At 43.1% G+C, this 14,691-nt stretch carries 15 protein-coding genes; 10 read left to right on the forward strand and 5 right to left on the reverse strand.

Annotated elements, in window-relative coordinates; all coding sequences use genetic code 11:
• Positions 1-198: 198 nt before the first annotated feature.
• The gene (locus AC6RV6_RS27350; protein ID WP_500244064.1) at positions 199-552 is read right to left on the reverse strand and encodes a single-stranded DNA-binding protein; all 354 of its coding nucleotides are present in this window, start codon (positions 550-552) and stop codon (positions 199-201) included.
• A 337-nt stretch (positions 553-889) separates the two neighbouring features.
• Here AC6RV6_RS27350 and AC6RV6_RS27355 point away from each other — a divergent pair, with 337 nt between their 5' ends.
• From AC6RV6_RS27355 to AC6RV6_RS27380, 6 genes are all read left to right on the forward strand, one after another.
• Entirely contained in the window at positions 890-1,897 is a 1,008-nt protein-coding gene (locus AC6RV6_RS27355; protein WP_500244065.1) for a rod shape-determining protein, read from the forward strand.
• A 143-nt stretch (positions 1,898-2,040) separates the two neighbouring features.
• Positions 2,041-2,796: a rod shape-determining protein MreC gene (gene mreC, locus AC6RV6_RS27360; RefSeq protein ID WP_500244066.1), complete on the forward strand. Its 756-nt coding sequence runs from the start codon at positions 2,041-2,043 to the stop codon at positions 2,794-2,796.
• A 138-nt stretch (positions 2,797-2,934) separates the two neighbouring features.
• Positions 2,935-3,573 carry a rod shape-determining protein MreD gene (mreD, locus tag AC6RV6_RS27365; protein ID WP_500244067.1) on the forward strand — a complete coding sequence of 213 codons (639 nt, stop codon included), beginning with the start codon at positions 2,935-2,937 and terminating at the stop codon, positions 3,571-3,573.
• A gap of 25 nt (positions 3,574-3,598) precedes the next feature.
• Positions 3,599-4,471 (forward strand): S-methyl-5'-thioadenosine phosphorylase, encoded by an 873-nt coding sequence (locus AC6RV6_RS27370; RefSeq protein ID WP_500244068.1) that lies wholly within the window; start codon positions 3,599-3,601, stop codon positions 4,469-4,471.
• A 500-nt stretch (positions 4,472-4,971) separates the two neighbouring features.
• A complete protein-coding gene (locus AC6RV6_RS27375; protein ID WP_500244069.1) occupies positions 4,972-5,508 on the forward strand; it encodes a sigma-70 RNA polymerase sigma factor region 4 domain-containing protein in 537 nt (178 codons plus the stop codon).
• 12 nt (positions 5,509-5,520) lie between these two features.
• Positions 5,521-6,903 carry a glycosyltransferase family 2 protein gene (locus AC6RV6_RS27380; protein ID WP_500244070.1) on the forward strand — a complete coding sequence of 461 codons (1,383 nt, stop codon included), beginning with the start codon at positions 5,521-5,523 and terminating at the stop codon, positions 6,901-6,903.
• A gap of 44 nt (positions 6,904-6,947) precedes the next feature.
• Here the strand turns inward: AC6RV6_RS27380 and AC6RV6_RS27385 are convergent, their stop codons facing one another.
• Genes AC6RV6_RS27385 through AC6RV6_RS27400 form a run of 4 tightly spaced genes read right to left on the reverse strand, consistent with a single transcriptional unit; the run spans position 6,948 to position 9,917 of the window.
• Positions 6,948-7,586, reverse strand: coding sequence for an HAD hydrolase-like protein (locus AC6RV6_RS27385; RefSeq protein ID WP_500244071.1), 639 nt, complete (start codon positions 7,584-7,586; stop codon positions 6,948-6,950).
• A 9-nt stretch (positions 7,587-7,595) separates the two neighbouring features.
• Positions 7,596-8,528 (reverse strand): tRNA epoxyqueuosine(34) reductase QueG, encoded by a 933-nt coding sequence (gene queG, locus AC6RV6_RS27390; protein ID WP_500244072.1) that lies wholly within the window; start codon positions 8,526-8,528, stop codon positions 7,596-7,598.
• A 30-nt stretch (positions 8,529-8,558) separates the two neighbouring features.
• Positions 8,559-9,068 carry a hypothetical protein gene (locus tag AC6RV6_RS27395; RefSeq protein WP_500244073.1) on the reverse strand — a complete coding sequence of 170 codons (510 nt, stop codon included), beginning with the start codon at positions 9,066-9,068 and terminating at the stop codon, positions 8,559-8,561.
• Positions 9,069-9,128: 60 nt separating this feature from the next.
• Positions 9,129-9,917: a PD-(D/E)XK nuclease family protein gene (locus tag AC6RV6_RS27400; protein ID WP_500244074.1), complete on the reverse strand. Its 789-nt coding sequence runs from the start codon at positions 9,915-9,917 to the stop codon at positions 9,129-9,131.
• Between the two features lie 89 nt (positions 9,918-10,006).
• On the opposite strand from AC6RV6_RS27400, the gene glmU reads away from it, so the two are divergent.
• From glmU to asnS, 4 genes are all read left to right on the forward strand, one after another.
• Positions 10,007-11,356, forward strand: a complete 1,350-nt coding sequence (gene glmU, locus AC6RV6_RS27405) for a bifunctional UDP-N-acetylglucosamine diphosphorylase/glucosamine-1-phosphate N-acetyltransferase GlmU (RefSeq protein ID WP_500244092.1) — start codon at positions 10,007-10,009, stop codon at positions 11,354-11,356.
• 237 nt (positions 11,357-11,593) lie between these two features.
• Positions 11,594-12,328, forward strand: coding sequence for a DUF1995 family protein (locus tag AC6RV6_RS27410; RefSeq protein ID WP_500244075.1), 735 nt, complete (start codon positions 11,594-11,596; stop codon positions 12,326-12,328).
• A gap of 133 nt (positions 12,329-12,461) precedes the next feature.
• A complete protein-coding gene (locus AC6RV6_RS27415) occupies positions 12,462-12,992 on the forward strand; it encodes a peroxiredoxin (protein ID WP_500244076.1) in 531 nt (176 codons plus the stop codon).
• 210 nt (positions 12,993-13,202) lie between these two features.
• A complete protein-coding gene (gene asnS, locus AC6RV6_RS27420; protein WP_500244077.1) occupies positions 13,203-14,594 on the forward strand; it encodes an asparagine--tRNA ligase in 1,392 nt (463 codons plus the stop codon).
• Positions 14,595-14,691: the final 97 nt, after the last annotated feature.

Raw genomic sequence — 14,691 nt, forward strand, 5'->3', positions numbered from 1 at the left:
CTAGTTGACACCTAGGGATATTTTTTTGGGTACATCAGAACTATAGGCGATCGCCGAGAGATAGGGCAAGCTGAGTAAAGGGTGAGTAACTGTTTGATGAGGAATTCAACGGTAAATCGATATCAAATTAAGCAAAGTTGAGTAAATAACGAGTAAAACTCAGTACCTCAACCTTGCTGACGGACAGAACCCTTGACTTTAAAGGTCTTCTATCATTGAAGTGTCGATATCTCGCTTCGATCCCAATAAATGCAGGCGACTGACAGAAATGACGGGTTTCGAGCGATTAATACCGGGATTGTTCCGATCTTCCCAAGTTTCCAATTTCAACGATCCCTCAATCCCGATCAGGCTACCTTTTTTGACATAGTTTGCAGCAATTTCAGCCGTCTTTCCCCACATTTCTAAATTAAACCAGTCCGGGCCAGTAGCATTGCGGCTGGGTCGCCGGACTGCAATCGTGAGATTGGCAACTTGGTTGCCACTATCGAGATATCTGATTTCTGCATCTCGTCCGGCATGACCTACCAAGTGAACGATATTCAAATTCATGATATTTTAAGTACATTGGTTCTTGACAACTGGTAATTAGTGTAGCCGATCGCTTATCGCGATTGCGAGAGAAAAATATAAAATTTTCCTGACGAGAAAAGCGATCGCACGAAATGGGTTATCAATTGTGGCGCGATCGATAGGGTTTACAAAACTGAGAAAATCTGCCTTCGACTAGACGCGAAGAGCAAAACGTAATAAAATCCACATCGATTCCATCCCTAAAAATGGATTAACATTTACAAACAAGACCGAGATACAATTTAGCCAAACTGTCGCACTTTGGGGGCGTAAATTAGGAGTGGGTATATTTAGTCGCTTTACATTATCGAGAGACATGGGTATCGACCTCGGTACCGCTAACACTTTGGTTTATGTCTCTGGCAAAGGAATCGTACTGCAAGAGCCGTCGGTGGTTGCCATCGACCAAGATTTAAAGGTTCCTCTTGCTGTAGGAGAAGATGCCAAGAAAATGCTGGGGCGAACCCCCGGTAACGTCGTCGCCTTACGTCCCCTGCGGGATGGGGTCATCGCCGATTTTGACACGGCAGAACTCATGCTCAAGCATTTTATTCGCCAAGTTCACGAAGGCAGAACGCTTGTTTCTCCTCGTATCGTCATTGGTATTCCCAGTGGTGTCACGGGAGTAGAACGCCGAGCCGTCATGGAGGCGGCTTCTCAAGCAGGTGCAAGGGATGTATATCTCATTGACGAACCTGTCGCAGCAGCAATCGGTGCGGGGCTTCCCGTAGCCGAACCCACCGGAAACATGATTATTGATATCGGCGGTGGAACGACAGAAGTTGCCGTTCTCAGCTTGCAAGGAACCGTCCTCAGCGAGTCGGTACGAGTGGCAGGAGACGAACTCAGCGAGTCCATCACCCAATATATGAAAAAAGTCCACAATCTTGTGGTGGGGGAAAGAACGGCAGAAGAAATCAAGATTCATATTGGCTCTGCTTATCCCTCTCCTGATGATGATGACATCACTATGGAAGTTCGCGGCTTACACCTCCTCTCGGGTTTGCCTCGGACGGTCACGATTAAAGCACCCGAAGTTCGCGAAAGTATGAGCGAACCTCTCGCCGTCATTGTCGATGCCGTTAAGCGGACTCTCGAGCGCACGCCCCCGGAACTTGCTGCCGATATTATCGATCGCGGTATCATGTTGGCAGGAGGCGGTGCATTACTGAAAGGGTTAGATACCCTAATCAGTCACGAAACGGGAATTGTTACTCACGTTGCAGCCGATCCTTTAAGTTGCGTGGTTTTGGGTACCGGTCGCGTTCTCGAGAACTTCAAAGAACTCGAACGAGTCTTTAGCGGTCGTTCTCGCACGATTTAGGTTGTACGATTGAGATCGATTGCTCGAGGACAATTGCTCGCAGCCAATTATCTGTTTATCAGTCATTATTAATTAATTTTTTTAATAATGGCTCGATCGCGATAGAACCCAAAAACCGCTCGACGAGGATTCATAAAATAACCATGTTTACAATGCGTCGTTGGTGGGAACGTTACGGATCTCGGTTGATATTAATAGGGCTAGTTCTCGGTCTAGCCTTATTCATTCGTCGTACCCAAGGTGCGATCGTTACCGAAATCTATTATCAAGTCATGCGTCCTTTTCATGGAAATCCCATTCCTGAAGAACGCTTAATTGATGCGCGAGTGACTAAACTCAAAGCCGAACGCGACGAACTGGAAAAGGAAAATAGCAAACTGCGAGAACTCATTCAATATTCTCAAAAGCAAAATCAAGCTGTTATTGATGCACCCATTGTCGGGCGGAGTGTCGATCACTGGTGGGAACAGATCCTCCTCGGTCGCGGCAGTAATGATGGTATTCAAGAAGGTTACATTGTCACCAGTCCGGGAGGGTTGGTCGGACGCATCATTAAAGTAACGCCTAATACCAGTCGAGTGCTTTTAATTAGCGATCCTACCAGCAAAGTTGGTGCAAAAGTGACTCGTAGTGGTGACATGGGTTATATCCAAGGTGGAACAAAGGAGAAGGCAACAATGGTCTTCTACGAGAAAGTACCTAGCGTTAAAGTTGGAGATACAATTGTTACTTCTCCAGCCAGTTATTTGTTTCTTCCCGGTTTTGCGATCGGTAAAGTCGAATCGGTGGATTTAGAAAAAAGTCCCGCTCCTGAAGTCATTGTCACTCTTACTGCTCCTATTGATTTCTTGGAATGGGTTGCTATTCACCCTTTTAAAAGTAAGTTAAAAGACAAGTAACAATTACAGGAAAATTAGCAGTACAGGATCGAAGATAAATTTATAATTTATCTCTTCATTTAGAGAAAATTCTAACTATTTATAATTTCCATTGAACATCCTGTTAATCCTATCCTCCTAACAATTTCGATCGATATTGTGTTAAAAATCTTTGAAGTTTCTCCTCGCCTGCGCCAAATTTTTGATTGGCTGATTATTATTGGTTCGGTTTTAATTTGTTTGCTCGTCCTACCAACACGATTACCCGGTACTGAATTATTGGGGATTCGTCCAAATTGGTTATTGATCTGGGTTGTCGTGTGGAGTGTGAAACGCACTCCACTTCAAGGTGCGATCGCGGGAATTACCTTGGGTTTAATTCAAGATGGCATGACTGCCTTAGATGGAATTGACGTAATTGATGGGATCGATCGCACTATTGCGATCGATCCCACCAATCTTATCAATCCCATAGAAGACGTTTCTATCTCTTACCCTTCCCATATTTGGAGTTTAACGATCGTTGGCATTCTTACGGGTCTGATTGATAAAAAACGCTATATTCAAGAGGATTTTATTTCAATTGCCTTAATTGTTTTTGGTGGCGCGGTCATTTCTGAAACCATTACTGCGGTACAATATAGCCTGCAAGGAATTCGCAATATAGCCCTCGTGTGGACGGAACATCAACGAATTGCTTTATCTTCAGCCGTAATTAGTAGTCTTTGGGCTCCGGTAATTTACTATCCTTTAAATCGATGGTGGGAATTTAAAAAGGAAAAGGAACAATCTTCTTAGAATCCTGTATTTAGAGTTAAAAATTATGACAGATATTAAAATTGGCATTATTGGCGGTAGCGGTCTCTATAAAATGGAGGCGTTAAAGAATGTCGAAGAAAGGCACTTAAGTACGCCTTTTGGCAATCCTTCAGATGCGCTCATTGTCGGGACACTAGATGGTATTCCTGTTGTCTTTCTGGCACGACACGGACGCAATCATCATCTATTACCTTCCGAGTTACCTTTTCGCGCTAATATTCATGCGATGAAACAATTGGGGGTTGAATATTTAATTTCCGCTTCAGCCGTCGGTTCCCTCAAAGAAGAAATTAAGCCTTTAGATATGGTGGTTCCCGATCAATTTATCGATCGCACCAAAAATCGAACAGCTACATTTTTTGGCGCAGGAATTGTTGCTCATATTGCTTTTGGCGATCCGGTTTGCCGTCAATTAGCTGCCGTTTTAGTCAATGCGATCGAAAGCTCAAAGCTCCCTGATGTAAAATCCCATCGAGGCGGAACATATGTTTGCATGGAAGGCCCTGCTTTTTCAACTAAAGCTGAATCGAATTTGTATCGCAGTTGGGAAGCCGATATCATTGGCATGACCAATTTAACCGAAGCAAAATTAGCACGAGAAGCAGAAATCGCCTATGCAACCCTTGCTTTGGTCACAGATTATGATTGCTGGCATCCCGACCACGATAACGTTACCGTTGAAATGATAATTGAACATCTGCATCGCAATGCAGCTAATGCTCAAAAAGTTATTCGCGAAACAGTGAACCAAATTGGTCAAAATCCTCCCGAATCTGATGCTCATTCTGCTTTGAAGTATGCAATTTTAACACCTTTAGATAAAGCTCCTCCAGCTACGAGGGAAAAGTTAGCCGTATTTTTGCAAAAATATTTGTAATTTGAGAATTTTTTTCGCGTTAGGTCACGATCTAGAGAGAGCAAACTCAGGCGATCGCGAAGAGAATATAAATATTTGTGAAGAGAGAAAATAGACTGCTTTGGTTTGTATGATATGGTGTAGTATTAAAAAAGTATGTAGTTCAAAATACGTAGTCTAAAATACGTAGTCTAAAATTACCAAACGATCGCTACCTAAATATTGGTTTCAGAATTCGTCGATCTTGTTAAACGCGCAATGCGATCGAATCATTTCTCTTGATTAAAGTTCGCAAGCCTTAAATTTAACAAAACGTAATATTTCTTGAGTTCCTTGATGAATCGCGATCTCGGTAAAGTGTTTGCAAAATCAGTGTCACTTTTTTTCTTCTCGGAACAATAATACTTAGAGGGATAGCAGTGCTTCTCAAAAAAGCGCCTAACTCTTATCGGGATAAAAAGAGTGCGATCGCTAAAATCCATTGACCCTTTGGAAAAATGTCTACAAGAAACGAGCTAGATTTGTTTGCCATTGAAGTGCTCTTAGGTTCCGATCCTAATTCAATCTTGCCTTTTATTCGGAGCAAAAAACGATTGTTTCCTACATGTTCTCTGCGTTGCGACCATGAGATATTTACAGAGGCGTACCATCGAGCTGCCACAAAAATTGATCGAGGAGATAGAATACCTTGTTTACCCGGTTGGTTTAAGAAAACTACCTATAACATTATTCTCGAATATAGTCGAGGGCAAATATCACAGAAAAAACGAGTCGAAAAGAGCAAAATTATAGATAGTTTGTTTGGAGAAAACGAAAACCTGAATTTCTCAACTGCACCAAACCTCTCAAAACTTGAAAAAGTTCTGAAAACATTGAAACCTCAAGAATTTTTAATTCTCCGACTGAGAATCGTAGAAGGCTGGTCGTGGTCGGAAATAGGGGATTATTTGGTTCAGTGTGGAGAGGCAGAGGAGAATACACTCAGATTGCAAAATACCCTGTGTAAAAAAGGAGCAAGAATTCTGAAGCGATTGCAGAAAGAATTTTTCTCCGCTTAAGCCCACAATTTTATGAATAGCAAAGCAGTAAGTGTTGATAGTCAAGCAGTGAGTAACAAATTTAGCATTGTTATTACCACCTATAATCGCCTTTCTTTCCTAAAACTCGCGATTTCATCTGCCCTCGAGCAAACTCTTTCTTGTGAAGTGGTAGTCATTGATGACGGGTCTGATGATGGCACTCGAGAGTATCTCAATAGTTTGGGAGAGCGCATTAAATATTATGTCAACCCGACAAAGAAAGGTCGCGCGGCCAGCATCAATAAAGGCGTGGAGATAGCTCGATGTAATTGGATCAAACTACTCGATGATGACGATCTCCTCTTCCCCAATTGTATAGAAGAATTTGCGAAAGCTATCTCGGCTTTTCCGAAAGTTGCGATCGCCTCTTGTCAAGCCATTCGCGTCAATTGTCTTCACACTAAATTAGATTTTACTCCACCCGTCGGCTCGGGCGAAGTTTGTCACGTACTCCAGGAAGACATTCATTATCGAATGCTCCTCGAGTATCTTCCTTTTGGAACAACGGTGCAAGTTGCCTTTCGGAAAGATGCTTTCTTGAAGGCTAAAGGCTGGAATACTCAGCTTCCTATCGGAGGTTGTGCAAATATTGATAGTTGGGTGAGAATCGCTCAATATGGCGATGCTGTATTCGTCAATCAACGATTGAGTTCTCGCATGTTATGGTCGGGAAGTGCGGGTAAGAAACTTTCTCTGAATGAGCGGCTCGAAGCAAATATTTTGCTCAAGCAAACTATTTATCCTCTCGTCCACCCAAAATATCGCAATCAACTCCCAAAACGTCGAGAGTTACAAAACTTTCTTAAATTGCATTGGGCATTGGTCGGTTTGAGTCACGGTTTGATTGCTCAAGGTTTACAAATTGCCACTCAATCGGCAATTTTTTCCCCTCATGCTTGGATGCGTTTGGCTCGGGAAATTTGGCAGAGAAAAGTGAAAGTTTTGAATGGAAAATACGTTAATTTTGATGAGACTCTTGGTGCTCGTTTAAAGACCTCAGAGCCATTGGCCTTCGAATATTACCGATTGTCAATCCGAGCTCTCTTATCCGAATCAAATACCGATGTTTTACTCTCTGAATCGGAAGCCGATTTCATGGGGACAATCTTAGAGAAGGCTGCAAGCGATCGCATTTTAGGTTTGCTCCTTGCCGAAGTGGATTACATTGTTGCCAAAGAGTTAAACTTCCTCGAAGAAGACGATCCAACTTATTACCAAGAGCAAAGGGAAAAAATTCTTGCGGAGATTCTCTCCAAAATTACCATTTCGCGAGATTTCAAGGGTAGCGATCGCAAAGCTAATGGTGTTAAGACATCTAACAAAATTGTTGCATTCGATTATTTGCAAGAGATACAACCGTACACTCTAGACTAAATATCGGAGGCAATAGACTCATACTAACATTGCACTAATATTATTTACAATAAACTGACAATTGCATCCGCTAAACTTTGCGGGCAATCGACCAAAAGATCGGGGTGGTGTTGTGCAAGAATTTCTTGAGAATTAAATCCCCACGTAACCCCGATCGCTTTCACCCCACTTTTTTTTGCCGCATTAATATCTCGTGTTTCATCCCCAACATAGGCGACTAAATGGGGATCGATTTGATATTCTTGTAAGAGCTTGCGAAGAATTCTATCTTTCCCAAAAATCGTGTTGCCCGAATAAATAAATTCAAAAGTATTCTCTAAATTATTTTCTTTTAAAAAAGCACTGACATTTTTTTCAATATTAGAAGTTAAAATACCCAGTTTAATTTGTTTGGTTTTGAGAGAATTCAAGGAAATTTCAATCCCTGAGATAGGTAAAATATTGGCAATTTCTTGGCTTAATTCTTCTTTTGCTCTTCGTAAGAGAAAGGGAATTTTAAAAATAGAAATCTTAGATCTTTTTACAATTTCGCGAGAACTCAAGCCTCGCATCTGGGCAACTTCTTCATCTGTAACGGGTTGATAACCAAATTCTTCAGATAATTGATTGAGGATCTCAACAAAGGCGCGGTGAGTGTCTGCGATGGTGCCATCAAAATCAAAAATCACTAATTTAATCGCCATTTTTTTTGATTATTCATTACCCATCTCTAGATTAGCACGAGCATTCCGCCTTAACATTTCTGGCTTAATTCGACGCAAAGCGGACGCAGGAAAACGTTGATGCCATTCTTCCTCAGAAATTGTTGCTAATTCCCTCAAATTCGGGGATACATTATCGGGATAAGGATGAAAATCGGCAATATCTGTTTCTCGAGCAAATCGTTGATTCCAAGGGCAAACTTCTTGGCAAATATCGCATCCTGCCACCCATCCTTCTAAATGAGATGCGATCGCTGCGGGTAATTTTTCTGCACGATTTTCGATGGTATGATAAGCAATACAACGATTGGCATCAACTACAAAAGGTTGCGCGATCGCATTAGTGGGGCAAGCATCCAAACAGCGCCTACAAGTGCCACAATGTTCTGTATGAGGGCGATCGGGGGTCAAATCTAAATTGGTTAAGATTTCCCCTAAAAAGACCCAACTGCCGTATTCTCTCGTAATGACATTACTATTTTTGGCGATCCAACCCAGTCCGGCACGTTGCGCCCAAACTTTATCTTGTATGGGTCCCGTATCGGCATAATACCGCGCTTGAATTTCCTCTTCCTGATTTTCCAGCCATCGGGTGAGAATTTTTAGCTTTTTATGAAGGATTTTATGATAGTCTCTTCCCCAACCGTAACGAGAAATCTTGCCGCGATCGCTTCCATTTTTATGTTGATGAGGAGTGTAATAATTCAACGCTACAGAAATAATCGATCGCACTTCCGGCATAATCTTGCGAACATCAAAACGGTTGGGATTTTCCATCCATTTCATCTCTGCATGATAACCGGAATCTAACCAAGTTTGCAGATTATTTTCTAAACCATCTTCTCGCTCGATCGCCGCAATTCCGACTTTATGAAAGCCTATTTCTCTGGCTTTTTCTTTAATGCGATCGCGATCGATTTCCACTTTTTAACCTCAAAAAAAGTTTTAAGTTGTTCATTGTTCATTATGAACTTGTACGGGTTCTTGTAAGGGATCGCCAGTTGGTTCTAAGGGGATAGATGCTTGTTTTTGTAGATCTGCACGTTTTTTCAGTTTGAGCAAGCATAAAGCAACGATGGTTAAAGCACCAAACAAAGCGAGAAAATTCGGTTTGACATACAAGAAAAATTTAGTCAGTTCCGTACCGATAATACAACCTTGAACAATAGTCGTTCCTAATAATGTCCATTCTTTCTCCCGTAACATTATCAAACTAATAAAAATTGAAATAATTCCAGCAATCAGAGCAATAGTGGCAATAATTAAGGTTACAAATATCGCCATTGCCGAGCTTTCTGGACTAAAATCCCCTGATAGTTCTAGGGTTGCACCCAAAAGCACTTTCACTCCTTCTTGTGAAGCCAAAAAGAAACTAACGGGGATAATAATAACCGCATTAATTAGCTGTAACGAACCTAAAGTCGTCCAGTGAATTAATGAAGAGGGAACTTGTATCTTTTTCATAATTTTTTATCCTGATTTATCAATTTTTTGTTGAAAAAAATTTAATGTGAGAAGAATACTTTATAAAGGAATCTCTTCGATGCTATCTAAAGAAAGCAGTAAATTTGCAGTCTTTATATTTTCTTTGTCTTCTGGAATTCGCTCGCAGCATGCGGCAAATTCACAGTGAGTACAGAACCCTTTTTGTTCGGAAACTTGAGGAAAGGGGAGGAGATCGCGATCGAGCCGATATCGGGCTTCTTCAAGTTGGGTTAAAAGGTCGTTAAGGTCGTTCCGAGTTTGTTCGTGTTGAACGGTATTATAACTGAATTTTAAGGATTGGGGACGGGATCCGACAAACCAATAAGTCAGGGAAATTTGTTCGGGGATAAAATCGGAAGTTTCGGCCAAAACAAAGGGATAGAGACGGGTTTGCCAGTTGCGAGCCAAGCGATCGCGGCTTTGAGGCTGGCGATGGGTTTTCCAGTCGAAAATTTGGGCGCGATCGCGAGTGACGATTAAGAGATCGTAAATAACGGCGAGGAGATATCTGCCCCAAGTTAGAGTACGAGGGTGTTCGGCTGCTCGCTTGGCGTTTTCCTCAGCGTTCACCACATCGGGAGCCGCTTGTACGAGAGAGGAAACCGTGCGATCGAGGTCGGCATTCTCTTGCAAAAGAACCTCAACAGGCAGGCCGAGTTCCCTCTGCTGCATCAAAAGGTGAAATTGAGTTCCCCAAGCGAGGCTCTCTTGCTGTTCTGGCTCGATGGGAGACCCCAATTGGTCGAGGTAAAGATATTGATATTTGCGAAAACAGGTTTCGAGAAGATTGAGATGTCCTTGGGAAATGCGAATAGGAGGTGGAAGCATGAGGAAAATTCAAAATTCAAAGGGAACCATTTTTGCGGACAATGGAGATTGCACTTTTTTTAGCGTCAACAAAATTACAGCAAAAGGTAATGGTAGCGGTAGCAATTTTAGCAGCAGGGCGAGGAACTCGCATGAAATCAGAACTTCCCAAAGTTTTACACGCATTGGGAGGGAAAAGTTTGGTCGAACGTGCTTTTCTCAGTTGCGAGTCGGTGAATCCTTCAAAACGTTTGGCGATCGTGGGATACCAAGCGGAACGGGTTAAAGCGTCTCTGACGGATTATGACAATTTAGAGTTTGTGGAACAGAGGGAGCAATTAGGGACGGGTCACGCCATTCAGCAATTACTGCCTCACTTACAGGAATTCAAGGGAGACTTGTTGGTATTAAATGGAGATGTTCCCTTGTTGCGATCGCAAACCATCGCCAAGTTATGGGAAACCCATAAAACTCACCAAAATGCAGCCACATTGTTAACGGCTCAGTTACCGAACCCTCGGGGTTACGGGCGGGTATTTTGCGACACTAACAATTACGTTCAACAAATTGTTGAAGATCGCGACTGTACGACGGCTCAAAGGCAAAATCGACGCATTAATGGGGGGGTTTATTGTTTCGATTGGCAACAATTAGCAAAAATCTTACCGGATCTCAAGGCAGATAACGATCAGAAAGAATATTACATTACTGATGTGTTTTCCATGATACAGCCGGTGATGGCGGTGGACGTGGAAGACTATCAAGAAATTAATGGTATTAACGATCGCTGTCAGCTTGCCAATGCTCATAACATTTTACAAACGCGAATTAAGGATACTTGGATGGCGGCAGGAGTAACATTAATCGACCCTGATAGCATTACGATTGATGACACGGTAAAGTTACATCCCGATACGATTATCGAGCCACAAACTCATTTACGAGGTCATACAGAAATTGGCTCGGGTTGTCGCATTGGTCCGGGAAGTTTAATTGAAAATAGCGCGATCGCTGAGAATGTTACGGTGTTGTATTCGGTGGTTAGCGATAGTGAAGTAGATGCGGGGACGCGAGTGGGTCCTTATGCTCATTTGCGCGGGCAAGTTAAGGTCGGCAAATCTTGTCGCGTGGGTAATTTTGTGGAGTTGAAAAAAACTTCTTTAGGGGAGAAAACGAATGTTGCTCATTTATCTTATTTGGGGGATGCAACAGTCGGCGATCGCGTTAATATTGGTGCGGGAACGATTACGGCTAATTATGATGGGGTGAATAAGCATCCCACGGCGATCGGGGATGGGACAAAAACGGGATCGAATAGCGTTCTCGTGGCTCCTGTAACCTTGGGAAAAGATGTGACGGTGGCGGCAGGATCTACGATTACTGAGGATGTAGAAGATGAGAGTTTAGCGATCGCTCGCTGTCGCCAAACCGTTAAAAAAGGCTGGCAATTAAAAGGTTAATATATACAAAAGGTGGGTCATTCCCACCTTTATTTAAAAATTGAGGTCGAGTTTTCTTACAATTTCCCATTGTTAAGCTACTTGACGAGATATCCTATTTCAATCTGTACCCGAAGAGTTAAAAGAAATGCTCGATCGCACCCTTTACCTCAATCCCCCTGCTCATTGATAATTGAAATCGAGGGACAATAAATCAAACTTGCTCTCTCCATTGTTCATTGTTCATTGCTCATTGAAATGGTTCCTACCACCCTAGAAGACGCGATCGCTCAAGCCAAAGAAGCCGTACAAACTGCTCTCGATGACGGCTGCGGTAGAATTGTTGTGGACTTGGCTATCCCCGAAATTGCCCTACAAGCTCAAGCGATCGCTTTCCAATTTACCCACCTATTTGCTGACTATGGAGAAGGGCTAAGAGTCATGTTTCCCGACTCGGGGGCTGCAGCCTTAGCCAAACGAGACTGGGGAGAAACAGCATTTCAAACCACCGATCTCGGTAGCCGCTTTACCCCCGTCGATAAAAAAATTACCGAAAGCGATTGCCTTTTCTTGTTAGTTTGCCCCTCTTCAGTGGAAATTGAGTCAGTTGAGAAATTATGTAACTTGGCTGGCGATCGCCCTGTCATCATGCTCATTCCTCAATTAGAAAGTGTGGCAACCGTGGGGATCGGTTATGCCGCACGTCAGTTACGAGAACGTTTTCTCAGTACCTTAGAAACAGCCTATTTTCTCAAACCTTTTGCAGGGGGTACTCTTTATCGCACTTATCCTTCCCTCTGGCAAGTCTGGTTAGAAGAAAACGAAGAATTTCAACTCCTTGCCGAAGAACCGCAAAAACCGGCTGGCGATCGCCTCGAACGCATTCTCATGGGCGCGATAGAAGAGGAAAGTCGCGAAACTGCAACCGCGAAACCCAAAAAAGTTGGATTTTTGGGCAACCTCCAACAAATGCTCAAAGCCTTAAATCAATAGAAAAATACTCACGATCGGCAATATTGTCCTGAAAAATTAAGTATTTATACCGATTTACAGGACAGTTATCTAAGAATTATTCTTAGATAAGAACGAATTCAATAAAAATCATCAAAGGTTAAGGAGCAATAAAATGGCTGTCATGGAAAAAGTACCCGACGTTGTATTTAAAACCCGAGTTCGTGATGAGTCTGTGGGTGGAGAAAATCCTTTTCGCTGGCAAGATCGTACAACCCAAGAGATTTTTGGCGGTAAGCGCGTTGTTTTATTCTCTCTCCCCGGAGCCTTCACCCCGACCTGCTCTTCCACTCACCTCCCTCGCTATGAGGAACTCTACGACGAAATCAAAGCGCAAGGAGTTGATGCCATTATTTGTATCTCGGTGAATGATGCTTTCGTGATGTACCAATGGGGTCAAAAATTGGGTGCAGATAAAGTATTTTTACTGCCTGATGGCAATGGCGAATTTACTCGCAAAATGGGAATGCTCGTTGATAAGTCTAACCTCGGTTTTGGCATGCGGTCTTGGCGCTATTCGATGGTCGTCAATGATGGCGCGATCGAAAAAGTATTTGCCGAACCCGGTTATGAAGACAACTGTCCTACGGATCCTTTTGAAGTCTCTGATGCCGATACCATGCTGGCTTATTTAAAAAGCAAATAATGGCTGTAGGCACGTTTAATTTCACATGCCTATATTATTTCACACTACAAAACCCACTGCTTGTAAAGCCTGCCAACAGCGAGAGGAGCATTCTTCTCGCTGTAATTCTTTGACAGAAAGCCATTAAATGCAAGAAGGGTGCAAGCATTGCATCCTGACCGGAAAATAGCATTAAACTAAAGATCGATCTACCGACGCGAACTCCTCAACATGGAAAAAAGACGGATTGCCGATATTCTCCGCAACGGAAAGCCCGATGAAGCCGTAATCGTAGAAGGCTGGGTCAGAACCAAGCGCGAGTTGAAAGAATTTGCTTTTATGGAAGTCAATGACGGCTCTTTCTTGGCAAATCTCCAAGTCATTATTAATCGGGACTTTCCCAATTATGAAGCCCTTGTCAAACAGCTTAACATCGGAGCAGCCGTCAAAGCGTCTGGTGTATTGATTCCCTCTCAAGGCAAAGGCCAGCGTATCGAACTCCAACCCGAAGCGATCGCAATTATCGGCGATTCCGATCCCGAAACCTACCCCTTGCAGAAAAAACGCCATTCCTTTGAATTTTTGCGAACTATCGGCCATTTGCGATCGCGCACCAACACCCTCGGAGCCGTTTTCCGCGTCCGCAATGCCACCTCTAACGCCATTCACTGCTTTTTCCAAGATAAAGGCTTCCTGTGGATTCACACGCCTTTAATTACCACCAATGATTGTGAAGGGGCCGGAGAATTATTTTCCGTCACCAGTTTGCCTCTCGATCGAGTTCCTCAAACTAAGGAAGGTAAAGTCGATTACGAACGGGATTTTTTTGGTAAACCCGCCTATCTTACCGTAAGCGGTCAACTGGAAGCAGAAGCAATGGCACTGGCGTTTTCCAACGTTTATACTTTCGGACCCACCTTCCGCGCCGAAAATTCCAATACCTCCCGCCATTTGGCTGAATTTTGGATGGTAGAACCGGAAATGGCGTTTTGCGATCTGCAAGGCAATATGGATTTAGCCGAAGAGTTTCTCCAATTTATCTTTAAATACGTCCTCGATACTTGCCTCGAAGACATGGAATTTTTTAATCAACGCATTGATAAATCGGTGCTGAAAACTGCCGAGAATATTATTAGTAGCGATTTTGAACGCATTACTTATACCGAAGCGATCGCCTTACTCGAGAAAAGCGATCGCAAGTTTGAATATCCCGTCGCTTGGGGCTTAGATCTACAATCGGAACACGAACGCTATTTATCGGAAGAAGTCTTCCAAAAACCCGCGATCGTGACCGACTATCCTGTCGGCATTAAAGCCTTTTATATGCGGTTGAATGATGACGAAAAAACCGTCGCTGCAATGGATGTTCTCGCCCCAAAAATTGGCGAAATTATCGGCGGATCCCAACGGGAAGAACGCTTAGATGTCTTGGAAAGGCGCATCCAAGCCGCAGAAATGCCCCTCGAAGAACTTTGGTGGTATCGAGATTTACGGCGTTACGGAACCGTCCCTCATGCCGGATTTGGTTTGGGATTCGAGCGTGTGGTGCAATTTATGACCGGGATGGGTAATATTCGCGATGTTATTCCCTTTCCCCGTACTCCTCTCAATGCAGAATTTTAACCCATTTCCCGATTACCATTGCTCAAGCGAAAATGCTAATGTGACAGAAGAATAAAGTTCCTCTCCCTTTAATCAATTCAGAGTTAAGGATGTTCCG

This window comes from Spirulina sp. LEGE 11439 (assembly GCF_059821285.1).